Source organism: Methanobrevibacter sp. (assembly GCF_030539875.1).
Taxonomy (GTDB): domain Archaea; phylum Methanobacteriota; class Methanobacteria; order Methanobacteriales; family Methanobacteriaceae; genus Methanocatella.
Map to the genome: position 1 here is coordinate 1 of NZ_JAUNXI010000028.1, position 15,198 is coordinate 15,198.

Below are 15,198 nucleotides of genomic sequence, written 5' to 3' on the forward strand. Positions count from 1 at the left end.
ATACTGTTTCGGGAGTAGGGTAAAATTTGTATTGTCTTACCATGCAAGATTTAATAGAATTCATATGCCAAGTCATCACATGGCTTATAATGATAATGACCTGGCAAAAAATGAGGGATAAATAATCCCTCACTCCATATAAATATATGAATTCAAACCATTAATAAAACTTTACATTCAATCCCTAAAAAAGGAGGAAAAATATAAAATGATATGGATAACACTATTAGAATTAATCCTCGCAATAGGATTACTCTACACAACACAAAAAAATAAAAACCCAAAAATATTATTCATATTACTAATAATATGTTTAATAGCAAATTTCATAGTAGAGTTATTAATATAACTCTATCCCTATTTTTTTAAAAAGAGATGATACAAAATGACTGAATACACAAGCATAAGAATAAGAAAAGACCTTGCAGAACAAATGCAATTAATAAAAACACAAAACAATTACAAAAGCATTAATGAACTACTTGAAAAAACACTGGAAAAAACAGTAAACGAAAACCTCGAAGTAATACAGGAACAACCATTGTTCATGGTAGGTGAACAAGCAATAACATGGACAGAACTAAAACAATCACAAAGAGGTGACAAATGGAATCAAGGAAACGAAACAGTTACAGTATTATTTAAAGATAATCAAGGAGCTTTCCTCAGATTTGAATACTATGATGAAGTGGGAGTAGAATACTTCCATTTCATCTAAACAAATCCTCCAAATCATCACTATTATTCTTCATAGCAGCATTAATTTTCTCATCAATACGAGCATCAATACTATCAACAATCTCCTGATAATGTTTATTCTGTTCCTTCAAAATAGCATTCTCATTTTCTAACTTGATAACCTCCTCGGGTTTGACTTCTTTAATATCAAAGTCAACAAATAAACAATGCATGTACTTGACATATTTCTCTTTTAATTTGGAAGGGTTGACTTTGAAGTAAGCTTCATCAGTAGGGTTTTGACCTTTTCCCTGCAAAGTATTAATTGTATCTTTATCCAAACCTTCACTTTTCAGCGTGCTTGCGTGGTATCGTCTGAGCATATGACTGGTGAAACGATTGTAGTTTCGTACTTTCCCCAATCCTAATGCAGTGTTGATTTCCTTGAAGTAATTGTTGAAGTAATCTTTATTTATATCAAATATGCGAGTATCTGGCTTGAGATGTGCATGATTGTTAAGCAGCTTAACTAAGTGATGTATGATGGCTTCGGTTGCTTCAGGTGTGCAGCAAGTATAAAACCATTTTTTTGTTTTATATCTGTATAAATGAAAGATTGGCACTATATCATCACGGTCTTTTAATTCGTTAAGAACATCATGTATATCAGTTTTATCATGATATTCACTTGTGGCGTCAATAAAATCTTGTATTGTTAAATGACGGGCTTCTTTTTTAGCACAGCCTGATGATACCATGAATAATATTAATGCCCGTATCATGGGTTCACTAATGCTTAATGCTTTTTGTAATATTGATTTGGTTGGCAGATCATTGTATGTGATTGGTGGTTCCAGGTCTTCTGATTGTATTTCAGGTAGTTTGTGTATTTCTATATAGAAGTGTGTGTAGATTGTTCTGATTCTGCTGAAGTGTATTTTTGCGGTTTTTTTACTGTAGTTATCGTAGAGGTATGCTCGGAAGTCTGTTAATCTTTGTTTTAATGTACGGTCTATCCATGGTAAACGGTCTTTTTCTTCGGTTCTTGCTTCTTCAAGTAATTCGATTAGGGTTAAATCGTTGAATAATGTGTATATTCTTATAACGTCTTTGTATCCTTTTATTGATGATTTTTTTAGTCGGCGTGTTTCGTAGAATTCTTGGAGTATCATCATGTCTTCATCATTCATTTTCATAATTATGCCCTTCATATTTATTTTTGGTTTTGTGAGAGCATTTGGTAAGTAATTGAATGATAAATTTATAATGGCTTATCAATATACTATATATTAATTTATTGTATTTTAAAATAAGTGGTGATTATGGGAACCGAATTTTTAAAAATTAAAGAATGCGACGAAGCTACTGATATTATTCAAAATTTATTTAATAAGCATTTGACTCAAGAAAATGAAGAAATTCTTGTTAGCGAAGCTTATGGGAGAATTTTATTCGAAGACGTTTATTCTAAAATGGATTTTCCACCTTTTAATAAGGCTTTAAAAGATGGATTTGCAATACTTGCTGAAGATAGTTTTGGCGCATCTGAAGAGTCACCGAATACTTTAGATGTGATTGATTTTTTAGAAGCAGGTTCAACAACAGATAAAAAAGTTGAAAAAGGAAAATGCATTGAGATTAGTACTGGTGCAGCAATGCCTGAAGGCAGTGAATCTGTTGTAATGGTTGAATATGCAGAAAAACTTGAGGATAAGGTTAATTTGTTAACCACTGCTGTGCCTCTGCAGGATGTTGCCCGCAAAGGCTCTGATATTGAAGAAGGAAAATTAATTCTTAAGAAAGGGGATTTCCTAAATCCCGGCAAAATCGGAGTGTTGCTGTCTCAAGGCTTTGAAACTGTTGATGTTTATAAAAAACCTAGTGTGGGAGTAATTTCTTCCGGAAATGAGATTACGCTTCAGGGTGATGAATTAGAATATGGTAAGATTTATGATGTTAATGGAGGAATGATTAGAAGTGCAGCTATTTCCTGCGGTGCAGATGCTCACTTTTTAGGCATCATGAGGGATAATTATGATGAAGTAAAACAAAAGATTACTGATTCATTAAAGGAAGTGGATATTTTACTTTGCTCAGGCGGAACCTCAGCAGGACTGGGGGATGTTTTAAAACATGTTTTGGATGAATTGGGCGAAGTTTATATTCATGGAATTTCAGTCCAGCCGGGCAAACCAACTATTGTTGGTGTGATTGATGGTAAACTGGTAATCGGTCTTCCGGGAAATCCTGTTTCTGCTTTAATGATATTCAATGCATTTGTAGCAGAACCATTAACTAAATTGGCGGGAATTAATAGGGATTTTGAACTTAAAACTGTCAAAGGCAAAATGACTAAAAGAATTCATTCTCCTGTTGGAAGAATGCAATACCAGCTTGTTAAAGTAGATGGTGAGGATATTCGTCCGATTTTCAAGGATTCCGGTGCAATTTTCTCGCTTTCAACTGCAGATGGTTATGTTAAAGTTCCGAAATTTGTTGAACTGTTAGATGAAGGTGAAGAAGTAGAAGTTTATTTATTTGATTAATAAAATTATTATAAAGGTGTAAAAATGGAAAGTGAAGTTAAAGTAATTCCTGAACAAAAATTAGCTGTTATTAATTGTAAAACTCCAATCTCTGATTTAAATATCTTTTTATCAATGCTGATGGGTTGGGTTGATGCTAATGATATTGAAACTATTGGTGAACCGTTTATTGTTTATTTCTCACCAAGGCATGAAGTTAACGATGGTGATGTTGTATATGATGTAAGTATTGCCATTGAGGAAGATGCTGATGAAACTGATAAAATTCGTGTTGTTGACATGATTGAAAATAAAGTTCTGTCAGGCATTCATTACGGCTCCACAGACAATATTTTAGAAACTTATGAAAAATTAGTCGAAATCGCTCAGGAAAATCATTACGATATTATAGGTTCTCCTAAAGAGGTTTTAGTTAAAAATTTACATAATTGTGATAATGAAAATGAGTATGTAACTGAGATTCAATTGCCTATTATTGAGATGTAGGTGTTTTAAATGTCTAAAGATGAGGAATTTGATATGGATGATGAAATTAAAAGAATTTCTCGCAAAACTAATATTAATGTGAAAAAATCCGAATTTTCATTTGAAAATAGAATAAAAAAATTAGATAATGAAATCGATAAAATAATGGATAAAAAAATTAAAGAATTTGATGATAATAAAAAATTAACATCAGATTATTTAACTACTGGTTATACTCAGGACACCATTAATCGATATAGGGAAAAATTAAAAAGAATTTAATTTTTCTTAAAAATCTTTTTTAATTATTAGTTTTGGCCGACAACTCGTAAATCGTGCACCAGTAATTTCGGAATAATGAATGATCCGTACTGTTTTACTTCGGATTCAATTCCTTCTACTTTTTTCATAATTTCAAATATGTTTCCAGAAATCATGGCTTTACTGATTGAATCTGTAAGTTCACCATTTTCTATTTTAAATGCATTGCTTGCTTCAACAGAAAAATCTCCGGAAATAGGATTTGCGGTGTGGGCTCCTAAAACGCTGGTGGTTAAAACACCTTTGCCAATTTCATTTAAATCTTTCATTTCACTAAATTTAAGCTCAAGATTTGTAGGTGCTATCATAGGTGTGGTTAAATATGAACCTCTAAGGCCATTGGAAGTTGTTTCAACACCTGCTTTATTTGCAGTATAAATGTCGTAAATAAATGAGTTTAACACTCCATTTTTAATCAGTTCTGTTTTTTTACTTATGCTGCCCTCTCCATCACATTTTGCAGTACACATTCCTTTTTCTAAAAGTGGGTTGTCAACTAATGACATATGTGGATTTGCTATTTCCAAACCCATTTTGTCTTTTAAAATTGACCTTCCCCTCATTACATTTTCACCATTGAATGCATTAATGAATGTTTGCAGAAGTCCGGTTGCAGCATAATAATCAAGCACAACATCATAATCATTAGTTTCAACAGGTTTTGAGTTTAATGATTTTTTTGCAAGGTCGCATACTTCAATAGCTAATTTTTCCCCATCCAAATCGAAAAATCTTGAGGATTGTGAATTGTAAGCTGTTGCGATTTGACCGTCTTTTTGCATGGTTACAGAAAGGCCAATGCCAAATCCAGTACCTTCATCTTCAATTGAAACGCCATTTGAGTTTATAATTAATGATCTGCCTTCACTTGCTGAAAATCCGGAACCTGTTATTTCACATCCTTGGTCGATAGTCGTATCGATGGTATTTTTTAAAAATTCAATGAATTCATCAAGACTCAAATCCCTGAATTTTTTATCAAATACTTTCTTAACCGTTGGGGTTTTTTCAATTTCAGCAAAGGCATAATTTTCATCAATTTTATTTAGTTTTGTGTTTTCAATTGATTGCTTTGCAGTTTCAACAATTTTGTCCATATTTGAAGTGAATGCAAAACCTATTTTATTGTCTTTAATTACTCTGATTCCTATTCCTCGTTCAATTTCCTCTTTTGCGAAATTTAATTCCTCTTTCCTAGAGTCAAGCTCAATAGATTTTGATTCGTCAATGTATATTTCATAATCATCACAATCATTTTCTATTGCTTTTTTTGCTTTTCTTGCTATTTCATATATCATTTTACCACTTATAACGCAAATTTTTCAATAGCTTCTGCTACTCCGTCACCAAACATTTTTTCACATGTGTAGGTGCTTATTTCCTTTAATCTGTCTTCGGCATTTGCCACAGCTATTTTATATCCTGCTTCTTTTAAGAACTCTTCATCATTCTGACTGTCTCCGATAGCCATTACATTTTCCATATTTATTCCATTTCTCTCGCATAAATATTTGAGTGAGGTTCCTTTGTTGACCCGTTTGTCAGTAATGTGAAGTGCAAATCCGCTGTCGTAGATTTCAAGTTCATCTAAATATTCAAAATCCTTTAATGCATCTTCTATTTCTTGTCGGGCAATGGTTTTGTAAAATACAGTTTCCGTTAATCGGTATATGTTGTCGTGTGATGCATGCTTGTCGAATTTTTCACCTAAATTCTTTTTAAGATGTTTTTCAGCTGACGTTACAAAATCTCTTTCGACTAGTGCTTCAACAGCATTGTTGTTTTCTCCTTCTTTAAAGACAACTCCTCCGTTTTCACAAACGATTCCTCCGCTGCATCCGATTAGAACTTCTGTAGCATAGGCATAGTTAACAACATTTCCAGTTACGATTATTGTCGGGATTCCCTTTTTTTCCGCTTTTCTTAAAGATTCAATGGCTGAAATGCAAATCTGTCTTTTTTCGTTTGTTATTGTTCCATCAATATCGACTGCTATTGCTTCGACTGCCATACTATCCTCTTGAATATCTGTGTGCGATGTTACATGTCCCTTCTTTACTTACCATACATGCTCCAATAGGATGTAGTGGGGTGCATGATTTTCTAAATAGCTTACAATCTTCAGGTCTTGCAAGTCCTCTTAAAATAGGTCCGCAAATACAGCCTTTAGGCGCTTCGGTAACATCTTTTACTTCTATATCATATTTTTCACGGGCATTGAATTCGCTGAATTCATCTTTAACTTCCAAGATTGAATCAGGTATTTTTGGAAATCCTCTCCATTCTCTTGAAGTCACATCAAATACTTGTTCGATTTTTTCCTGAGCAATTACATTTCCTTCTTCTCTGACAGCCCTTGCATATTCATTTTCAATTTTTGGTGTTTCATTATGAATTTGTCTTAAAATCATATACACGGACATTAATATGTCTAATGGATTGAATCCTGCTACAGTTTGAGGTATTCCGTAATCTGTTGTGAAATATTCGAAAGGTTTGGTTCCGATAATTGTACAAACATGTCCTGGCTGAATTAACGCATTTAATGTTGTTTCGCCTGAGTTAATTAAAAAATCAATAGCTGGAGGTATTAATCTGTGACATGAAAGCACTGAGAAATTTTCAGGAGGTGTTTCCAATAATGTTGCTGCTGTAGTTGGTGCAGTTGTTTCAAATCCTGCTGATATGAATGCAACATCGTTGTCTTCTTTTTGAGCTATTTCAATAGCTTTGTTAATTCCGTACACTACTCTCACATCTCCTCCTTCAGCTTTAGCGTCGGCAAGTGATTTTTTTGATCCCGGAACTCTTAACATATCTCCAAATGTGGTGATTGTAACTCCCTTTTCAATTAATTCTAGTGCTTCATCAATTTCGCGTGATGGAACAACGCAAACCGGACATCCTGGTCCTGCAATAATTTCCACTTCTTCCGGAAGCAAACTTCTAATTCCATTTTCCATTATTGTATGTTCATGAGATCCGCAAACATGCATTATCTTAACAGGTGTGGATAATTCATTTATTTTTTTTAATAATTTCTCGGACATATTTTTTATATTCATATTAACACCGAAGATTTAATAATATATTATAATTATATCTTTAATTGTATTAATTAAATTTATGGATAGGGATTAACATGTTTAATAATAATAAAATTTTAGTAGTTATTCCAGCAAAAGGGACTTCAAAAAGAATTCCCCGGAAATATGTTCGCTTATTGAATAATAAACCCTTGATTTATTATTCAATAGATATTGCTAAATCATCTCAATATGTTGATGATGTCGTTGTAACTACTGATGATTTTGAAATATCTTCTATTTCTGAGAAATTGGGATCCAGTGTCATTAGAAGATCAGTAGAACTGTCTGGTGACGATGTTCCTTTGGAAGCGGTTGTTTATGATTCTATGATTCAAAAAGAAAAATTAACTTTTGACGAATATGATATTGTAATCACAATGATGCCCACTTCCCCATTGCTTAAAACAGAAACCTTGGATTTGGCTATTGAAAAGTTTGAAGATTTTAATGTAGAAAGTGTGGTTTCTGTTGTTGAAGATAAGCAGTTAAGCTGGGGATATGATGAAAACAATAAAAGATATTTCCCAAATTACATTGAAAGGCTTAGTGATGAAGAATTGCCTTTATCATTTAGAGAAACCGGTGCTGTCATAGCAAGCCGCAGAGGACTGATTAATGAAAGTTCAATAATTGGAAACCATGTGGACATTATAAACCTCTCTCATGAAGAATCAGTTACTGTGGATGATTATGATGACTGGTGGGTTGTTGAAAAGTATCTTCAAAAGAAAAAAGTAGCTATTGTCGTAAATGATAATGATGAAATAGGAAATAGGCATGTTAATAACTGTTTGTCAATAGCCTCAAAACTTGTGGACCATGAATTTTTATTTATTTTAAATGAGGACGAATCTGGACAGGATTTGCTCACCAAATCAGGTTTTAATTTTAAAGTTTATGATGGGGATGATGAATTAATGGGCATACTGGATGAGTTCGACCCCCACATTGTAATCAATGATATATTAAACACTTCTGTAGAATATATGTCTAAATTGAAATCACGAGGATATTTTGTTGTTAATTTTGATGATTTAGGTGATGGAGCCGAATTTGCCGATGTGGTGTTTGATTCATTATATGAACATGACTTAAGTGCTAATAATGTATATTCTGGTCAAAAGTTTTATGTTCTAAATGATGAGTTTTATTTCCAGCCTCAAAAAGTGATTACTCAGGATGTTAATAATGTTTTAATAATGTTTGAAGGTAAGGACTCTAAACATTTGGCTGAAACATTCACTGATTTAATCCTGTCAACCAACTATGAAAATAGAATCAATGGCATTGTAGATAGGGGATATGAAAATATTGACCAGTTAATATCAAAATACGAATTCAACCCTTCGGTTCAAATTTACCAGAATGTTTCTAATGTTAGCGACTTTATTTTTAAAGCAGATATTTTAATCACATCTGCATGTAAAACTATGTACGATGCTTGTTCATTGGGAATTCCTACAATATGTGTTTGCCAAGACGATTTGGAAACAACTCATGTTTTTGCAAACAATTCTAACGGAATTATAAATATGGGCCATATTGAATCTTTAACAAAACAAGATTTCATCAATCAATTTTTAGAATTGGTCGAACATTCTGATCTTAGAATTGAAATGAATAAGAAAATGACGTCTATTGACTTAAAACATGGATTTGAGAATATTAATGCTGTTATTCAGGAAGAATACAGAAACTTTGTCATGAAAAATTGAGGTGTTATTGTGAAGATATTTAATAAATATCCTTTTTTGATTGCCGAAATTAGTTTTAATTACTATGACTTGGCTAAAAAAGAAAATTTATCATATTTTCATATTGCAAAATTATTGGCTGAAAAATGCAGGGAATGTGGTGTTAATGGAGTCAATTTCCATGTTGGAGACTCCGAATTTTTACACTGTGTTTTCGAAGGTGAAGATTTAAATCAAAAGGATCAGTTAACCTATGATGAATATAAAAAATTGGCAGAGTATTGCAGGCAATTAGGCTTAGTTTTTATTATAACTCCTGCTAATGTGGAAATAGTTGATAATCTGGATAGTGTTGTTGATGCATACAAAATATCATCTTCTGATTTGACTAATGCTCCTTTTATCAATCATGTTTCAAGTAAAAATAAACCTATCTTGTTATCAACTGCAGCTGCAGATTTAAAAGAAATTAAAGACGCAATTATCTGCATTGAAAACAATTCTAATTTTAAAATTGTTTTAATGCATTCAGTTTTATCCTATCCTACACAGATGGAGGATGCTAATCTTTTAATGATTAAGGACCTTGCAAGAAATTTTGAAGATTATGATATAGGATACTCAGATTATACAATATCTGATAGCAACATGTCTATTTTGACAACTGCCTATAATTATGGTGCGGTTATTTTAGAAAAATATTTTACATTAGATAAATCGATTAAAAGTCATGAATTTGCTATGGATGAAAATGATGTTCTTATTTTCAGATTAAACGCAAAAACTATCTCAAAGATTAATGGTTATAAAAACAAACAGCCTCTGATTTGTGAATCATCTTCAAGAAAAAATATTAGAAAATCAATCGTTGCTAAAACCGATATTAAACATGGCGAATTAATCAGCGAAGGGGATGTAGAATTTAAAAGACCAGGCACAGGCATTCCACCCTCAAAAATAAATGATGTCATCGGTAAAAAGGCCAATAAGAATATTTCTAAAGGTTCTTTAATTGAATATGATATGTTATCATAATCATTTTAAAAAAAGAAAAAAATTAAATTTCTGATGAACAATCTGCTGAATGCTTGCTTATCAAAACAGCACATTTGTCGATTGTTTCAGAATCTAATTTAATTGTAGCAGTTTGGATTTTATGCAATAATTCTTCAACAAACAAGTCTTCATCAGTTAAAGGCATATTTATTACAACAACTTCATTATTGATAAATCCTACTAATGGTTCGACAAAACAGTTTTTAATATTGTTGTCGCTGAGGAAGTTTATTAAATCTTCACCTAAACTCAGGGCTTTTTGTTTGACTTTATTGTCTTGTGAAAATTTTGCCTGTTTAGTTGTGTATCTAAACCTTCTTCTGTTTTCAATATTTTGAACTTCTTCGATTTTATCTTCCTCAAATTCATTATTTCCAATTAGATTTAGATTTTCGTTTTCACTTTCTAATCTAAGTTTAGGATTGTATTTTTGTGAAAGCAGAGCATAAATTCCAGTTGGACCTACAACAACATGGTTAATTCCAGAAGTTGAAGTTGGAGTTTTAACATTGTAGAATACGTAAAATTCTTCCGGAAGAGTTAACAAGTGTTCTCTAATTATTCTTGTTCTTTCTTCGGCTTGTTCCACGTCTTTTGTTTTATAAATTCCATAACATAAGATGATTACTCCAATAAATAAAGCAATAATTCCCACACCACTGTCAATAGTTAAAATCTCAATTATGCTTAAGATAAAAATTGTTGTTCCGATAATAATAATTGCCTTATTGCTATCAAAATCAGTAATGTTGTCAGGTTTATCTTCAACTGAGTTTATATTGGTGATTGATTCATTATCCGGTTCTTTTAAACTAATTTTATCAAGGAGGCTACTGCTACTGGCAGGGGCTGAATAGTCTACTTTCGGGTAGTATTCTTCCATTCCTTTGTAAAATTCGCTTTTAAGAAAATTCTTTAAGATGTTGTAGTCATCAGTATTTGGAACTGAAAATTCTCTTCCAAATTTTGATAAAACGGATTGTGGTATTGTGGTTCTTGCTGTTTTTGCATTTTCCCCATATTCTAATTCTTGTTCTCTTTTCTCAGTGTCTGCTATTTGCAACATATGTTCTTCTGAAAAGAAATTTTCAAGTTTGCCTGTAATTGATTTTAAGGAATGAGCATTATCTTGTGTTGTTAATTCTTCAGATGTTGGTTCTTTAGTCTGTGATTCTCTTCTAATGTTTTGAATTTCGCCGTGTCTTTCTTCAAGATATTTATCTAATTCTTTATTCATTTCTTCATTTAAATATCTCAAAGACCCTCCGCAGCTGTCACATTCATAATCAAGTATGCTATCACTACTTTTAATTTTGTATTTCAGCCCGCAATCCTGGCATTGTACAATATAGGAATTCTCATATTTATATGAATCTGCAAATGTGGGGTTAGAGCTTTTATCATCATTAGAATAATTCTCTAAGTATTCTAAGTCACCTGCACATGAAGAACACTCGAATGCAGTGATGTCGTCATCATCATCGAGTTGGTACTTTGCACCACAGTTCTTACAGCATACAACTTTCATATTATCCTCTTAATTACTTTATCAATAGTATTTTTTATTTTTTTTATTATATATAGTTTCTAAAAAATATCGGCAGAAAATAATTTAATATTATATGCGCCAGTCCATCAGACAGTATTTTTTTCATATAGATATAGATTGGCAATGTTTTTTATTTCGGTGTAATTCGTTAAATTGTCCATAGGTTTATTTGCAATATAATAGCTTACATTGCTTTTGTCGATGTCACTTTGATGATTTGATGGAATTCCTATTGTATTGGATCCAAGCCACCAGCTGTATGGTCTTATATTGTAAACACCTATTGTCATATTTTCAAAATCAGGGTTGCTGTCAATTATGTAATTTGAAATTTCTTCTGTTGAAGTGTATTTGTCTGTTGGCTCAAATGTGGCGGTAAATGCAAATGCTTGAATTACAAATAAAACTATCAATGCTGTTGGAATTATATTTTTATTAATTTTCACATGCTTTTGAATATTTTCTATTGCAATTAAAATAAAGAATATGAATGGCGGAAATGTCGGAAGAATATATCTGTTGACTTTAACTATATAATAACTGAGAAATATTGCATTCGCCAGTATCCAACCCAGCATAAATATTCCATTTTTGCATTCACGGTCTTTGCCGATTAAATACATTCCGATTAAGATTAATAATGTTGTAACCACAGAACTGGTTCTTGTAAAACTGAGGATTCCTATTAAAATTACTGCAGCAGCAATTGCATCCTTTTTTTCGAATTTAAACTCATGGCCATATAGCCAGAATCCTGCTCCAACAAACAATAATGCGAATATTGCATATGATAAAACTGTAGGTGAGTTCAGGACAGGATTTGCTTCAAATACAGTATTTGAGTTTGATATGAAATTAGGGAAATTTACTAAATAATAACTTACATCAGGATTAAATGCAGGGTCTGTTTCTGATCCGCTTGTTCCCTGTATTCCATTTGCTATTTGGCTAGCTACTTCAAAATTTCCATTTCCCATAAGTAAAATAGGCATTAATATGATTACTGAAAAAATTATTCCATATATAATTCCTTTTTTAATATGTTTTCGTGAGTCTGCGTTTATTTTAAAACCATTTTCAAGAACATAAAGCAGTAAAAATGCAGGCACTGTCAGTATTGTAGTATACCTTATGAAAAATCCAAATGCAATCAATGGAATTAGGTATTCATAGTATTTCGGATTTTCCCTGATGGCTATTATTGCAAATAATGCAATCCAGATTATTATTCCAGTTGCAGGAATATCCAATGTTCCATTTGCAAGCCAGGTCAAATAAAGAGAGAATGTTGAATAGAGAATGGTTCCAGTCAGGCTTAATTCCTCATTAAAGAATTTTCTTAACAGTAAATAAAAACCAACATTTCCAAAAATTGCAAATAATCCTGTAACAATGTATATTGCCAGTTTATCAACAAATCCCACTCTAAAGAAAATTGAAGTTAAAAAACATATTGGAGGGGAGATGTAAATGAATTTTGTTGAATGGACATTTGTTCCGGTATAATAAAGAGCGTTTAAAAGGTAAACATAAACATCCGAACAAGAAATGCCAATCCTATCATTGAAATTAATGTAATATCCCACTAAAATGGCACTAAGTAATAGAATAGCTATTAAATAGTATTTGTCTTTTTTACCTACAAACTCTTTAATCATTATTGCTATTTTTAATATTTTTATTATATATAATTGATGCTAGATTAAAGATCCAAATACAAATGATACGAAAGCTATCAGCATCCCTATTTTTAAATTTTTAGAAGCTTTTGCTGCGGTTTCTCTTTTTTGCGATTTTAATATTAAAATTGCAGAGTAAATAAATAATAAAACCGCAATTGCAATTACTGGCAGATACACTACTCCGAAAATATGGTAATAATACAATAAAGGGCATAATGCGCAGTCCATTATTATTAGAATTGCAGCAAGTATTGCAGGTTTTTTCTCTCCGATTAAAATAGGCAAAGTTCTTGCGCCGTCTGCCTTGTCTCCCTCGATATCTTCAATATCTTTTATGATTTCACGTGCAGTTGTCATGACAAATGCAAAAAATCCTAGGAATATGGATGTTGTGATAATGCTCGGATTATTAATGGAAAATCCACCAAACACAAATCCGAAACCGGTCATAAAACCGACAGTGAGATTGCCAACAAACGGGCTTGATTTTAATTTATATGCATATAAATAAAGAATCACGTCCGTAAGTAAAACTATTGCAAAGGGCACCCAATTTTGTGTAAGAAAACTAATTAAAAAACCACATACAGTTCCAAGTGCAAATAAAAGATAACCATATCTTTTACCATTTTTCAGTGAAATTCTGCCGGAAGGAATAGGTCTTTCAGGCTTATTTATTAAATCAATGTTATAATCAAAATAGTCATTAATCACATTTCCGGCGGATGTTTCAAAAAATACGGCAAGCATTGCAAGTATTACTGGAATTGAAATGGTTTTATCAATGAGCGCCACAAGAATTATAGATATGGCTCCCATTGATGCATTTCCAGGTCTTAAGATTTCTATATATGGGTTCATGTTCATATTTTCCTATTTAATCAGTTAATTTAAAATATTTAAAGCATAATTATATAAAGTATATTAATTAACATAGTATTAGTATTTTATTTTTTAAAGTATTAATTATAATTATTAAAGCTGGTGTTAAATTGGATAAAATTAAGGTAGCAATTGTTGGAATAGGAAACTGTGCCAGTTCTCTTATTCAAGGAATACATTATTATGATGGTAAAAACCCAGAGGATGCAATTGGACTTATGCACTGGGAAATTGGCGGATATAAACCTAGTGATATTGATGTTGTTGCAGCTTTTGATGTTGATGCAAGAAAAGTTGGAAAAACTATTGATGAGGCGATTTTTGCTAAACCAAACTGTACAACTGTTTTCCAAAAGGATATTCCTAAATATGATGCTAAAGTAAGCATGGGGCATGTGTTGGATGGTGTTGCAGAACACATGTCAAATTATGATGATGAACACACTTTTGTTCTCAGCGATGAAGTTCCTGTTGATGTAGTTGAAGTTTTAAAAGAAAGCGGCGCTGAAATATTGGTTAATTACTTGCCGGTCGGATCTGAAAAAGCTGCAAGATATTATGCTCAATGTGCTCTTGATGCTGATGTTGCATATGTAAATTGTATGCCGGTATTTATTGTAAGTGATAATGAATGGGATGCTAAATTCAAAGAAAAAGGAATTCCTCTTGTTGGTGATGATATTAAAGCTCAAATAGGAGCCACTATTACTCATAGAACACTAGCTAGTTTATTCATGGACAGGGGTGTAAAATTAGACAGAACCTACCAGATTAATACTGGCGGAAACACTGATTTTTTAAATATGCTTAACCGTGAAAGATTGGATTCCAAAAAAGAATCCAAAACTGAAGCCGTCCAGTCAGTCTTAAGTGAAAGAATGGATGATAGGGATATTCATATTGGCCCTAGTGATTATGTCCCATGGCAAAATGATAATAAATTATGTTTCCTTAGAATGGAAGGCCGCACATTTGGTGATGTTCCAATGAACATTGAACTTAGGTTAAGTGTTGAAGACTCTCCAAACTCTGCAGGCTGTGTAATTGATGCTATCAGATGCTGTAAAATTGGTTTGGAAAGAGGTATTGGAGGACAGTTAACTTCAATTTCTTCTTACACAATGAAGCACCCTCCAGTTCAATTCACAGATGATGTAGCACATGAAAATGTTGAAAAATTCATTTCAGGTGAATTGGAGAGATAATTTTTCATTTTTTTCTCTCTTTTTTTTCTCT

14 protein-coding genes are annotated in these 15,198 nt (G+C 32.2%); 7 read left to right on the forward strand and 7 right to left on the reverse strand.

Annotated features, from left to right (window positions below):
• Positions 1 to 385: 385 nt before the first annotated feature.
• Entirely contained in the window at positions 386 to 718 is a 333-nt protein-coding gene (locus Q4Q16_RS08905) for a hypothetical protein (protein WP_303347377.1), read from the forward strand.
• Here the strand turns inward: Q4Q16_RS08905 and Q4Q16_RS08910 are convergent.
• The gene (locus Q4Q16_RS08910; protein WP_303347378.1) at positions 711 to 1,874 is read right to left on the reverse strand and encodes a tyrosine-type recombinase/integrase; all 1,164 of its coding nucleotides are present in this window, start codon (positions 1,872 to 1,874) and stop codon (positions 711 to 713) included. The genes Q4Q16_RS08905 and Q4Q16_RS08910 overlap by 8 nt on opposite strands.
• Positions 1,875 to 2,000: 126 nt before the next feature.
• Here Q4Q16_RS08910 and glp point away from each other — a divergent pair, with 126 nt between their 5' ends.
• The 3 genes from glp to Q4Q16_RS08925 are packed head-to-tail and all read left to right on the forward strand — an operon-like array spanning position 2,001 to position 3,971.
• A complete protein-coding gene (gene glp, locus Q4Q16_RS08915; protein WP_303347379.1) occupies positions 2,001 to 3,224 on the forward strand; it encodes a gephyrin-like molybdotransferase Glp in 1,224 nt (407 codons plus the stop codon).
• Between the two features lie 24 nt (positions 3,225 to 3,248).
• Positions 3,249 to 3,710 (forward strand): GyrI-like domain-containing protein, encoded by a 462-nt coding sequence (locus Q4Q16_RS08920; RefSeq protein ID WP_303347380.1) that lies wholly within the window; start codon positions 3,249 to 3,251, stop codon positions 3,708 to 3,710.
• A 9-nt stretch (positions 3,711 to 3,719) separates the two neighbouring features.
• A complete protein-coding gene (locus Q4Q16_RS08925) occupies positions 3,720 to 3,971 on the forward strand; it encodes a hypothetical protein (protein ID WP_303347381.1) in 252 nt (83 codons plus the stop codon).
• A 26-nt stretch (positions 3,972 to 3,997) separates the two neighbouring features.
• On the opposite strand, the gene Q4Q16_RS08930 is transcribed toward Q4Q16_RS08925, so the two are convergent.
• The 3 genes from Q4Q16_RS08930 to hypD are packed head-to-tail and all read right to left on the reverse strand — an operon-like array spanning position 3,998 to position 7,069.
• A complete protein-coding gene (locus tag Q4Q16_RS08930; RefSeq protein ID WP_303347382.1) occupies positions 3,998 to 5,308 on the reverse strand; it encodes a TldD/PmbA family protein in 1,311 nt (436 codons plus the stop codon).
• A gap of 8 nt (positions 5,309 to 5,316) precedes the next feature.
• Positions 5,317 to 6,021, reverse strand: a complete 705-nt coding sequence (locus Q4Q16_RS08935; RefSeq protein WP_303347383.1) for a phosphoglycolate phosphatase — start codon at positions 6,019 to 6,021, stop codon at positions 5,317 to 5,319.
• A 1-nt stretch (position 6,022) separates the two neighbouring features.
• The gene (gene hypD / locus Q4Q16_RS08940) at positions 6,023 to 7,069 is read right to left on the reverse strand and encodes a hydrogenase formation protein HypD (RefSeq protein WP_303347390.1); all 1,047 of its coding nucleotides are present in this window, start codon (positions 7,067 to 7,069) and stop codon (positions 6,023 to 6,025) included.
• An 83-nt stretch (positions 7,070 to 7,152) separates the two neighbouring features.
• Here hypD and Q4Q16_RS08945 point away from each other — a divergent pair, with 83 nt between their 5' ends.
• On the forward strand, positions 7,153 to 8,814 hold the full coding sequence (locus tag Q4Q16_RS08945; RefSeq protein WP_303347384.1) for a UDP-2,4-diacetamido-2,4,6-trideoxy-beta-L-altropyranose hydrolase: 1,662 nt from the start codon (positions 7,153 to 7,155) through the stop codon (positions 8,812 to 8,814).
• Between the two features lie 9 nt (positions 8,815 to 8,823).
• A complete protein-coding gene (locus Q4Q16_RS08950) occupies positions 8,824 to 9,828 on the forward strand; it encodes an N-acetylneuraminate synthase family protein (RefSeq protein ID WP_303347385.1) in 1,005 nt (334 codons plus the stop codon).
• A 22-nt stretch (positions 9,829 to 9,850) separates the two neighbouring features.
• On the opposite strand, the gene Q4Q16_RS08955 is transcribed toward Q4Q16_RS08950, so the two are convergent.
• The 3 genes from Q4Q16_RS08955 to Q4Q16_RS08965 form a co-directional block, all read right to left on the reverse strand.
• Positions 9,851 to 11,377 (reverse strand): NERD domain-containing protein, encoded by a 1,527-nt coding sequence (locus Q4Q16_RS08955; protein ID WP_303347386.1) that lies wholly within the window; start codon positions 11,375 to 11,377, stop codon positions 9,851 to 9,853.
• 107 nt (positions 11,378 to 11,484) lie between these two features.
• Positions 11,485 to 13,056 carry a glycosyltransferase family 39 protein gene (locus Q4Q16_RS08960; RefSeq protein WP_303347387.1) on the reverse strand — a complete coding sequence of 524 codons (1,572 nt, stop codon included), beginning with the start codon at positions 13,054 to 13,056 and terminating at the stop codon, positions 11,485 to 11,487.
• Between the two features lie 39 nt (positions 13,057 to 13,095).
• Positions 13,096 to 13,941 carry a UbiA family prenyltransferase gene (locus Q4Q16_RS08965; protein ID WP_303347388.1) on the reverse strand — a complete coding sequence of 282 codons (846 nt, stop codon included), beginning with the start codon at positions 13,939 to 13,941 and terminating at the stop codon, positions 13,096 to 13,098.
• A 131-nt stretch (positions 13,942 to 14,072) separates the two neighbouring features.
• Between Q4Q16_RS08965 and Q4Q16_RS08970 the strand changes: the two genes are divergently transcribed.
• Positions 14,073 to 15,167, forward strand: coding sequence for an inositol-3-phosphate synthase (locus Q4Q16_RS08970; protein ID WP_303347389.1), 1,095 nt, complete (start codon positions 14,073 to 14,075; stop codon positions 15,165 to 15,167).
• Positions 15,168 to 15,198: the final 31 nt, after the last annotated feature.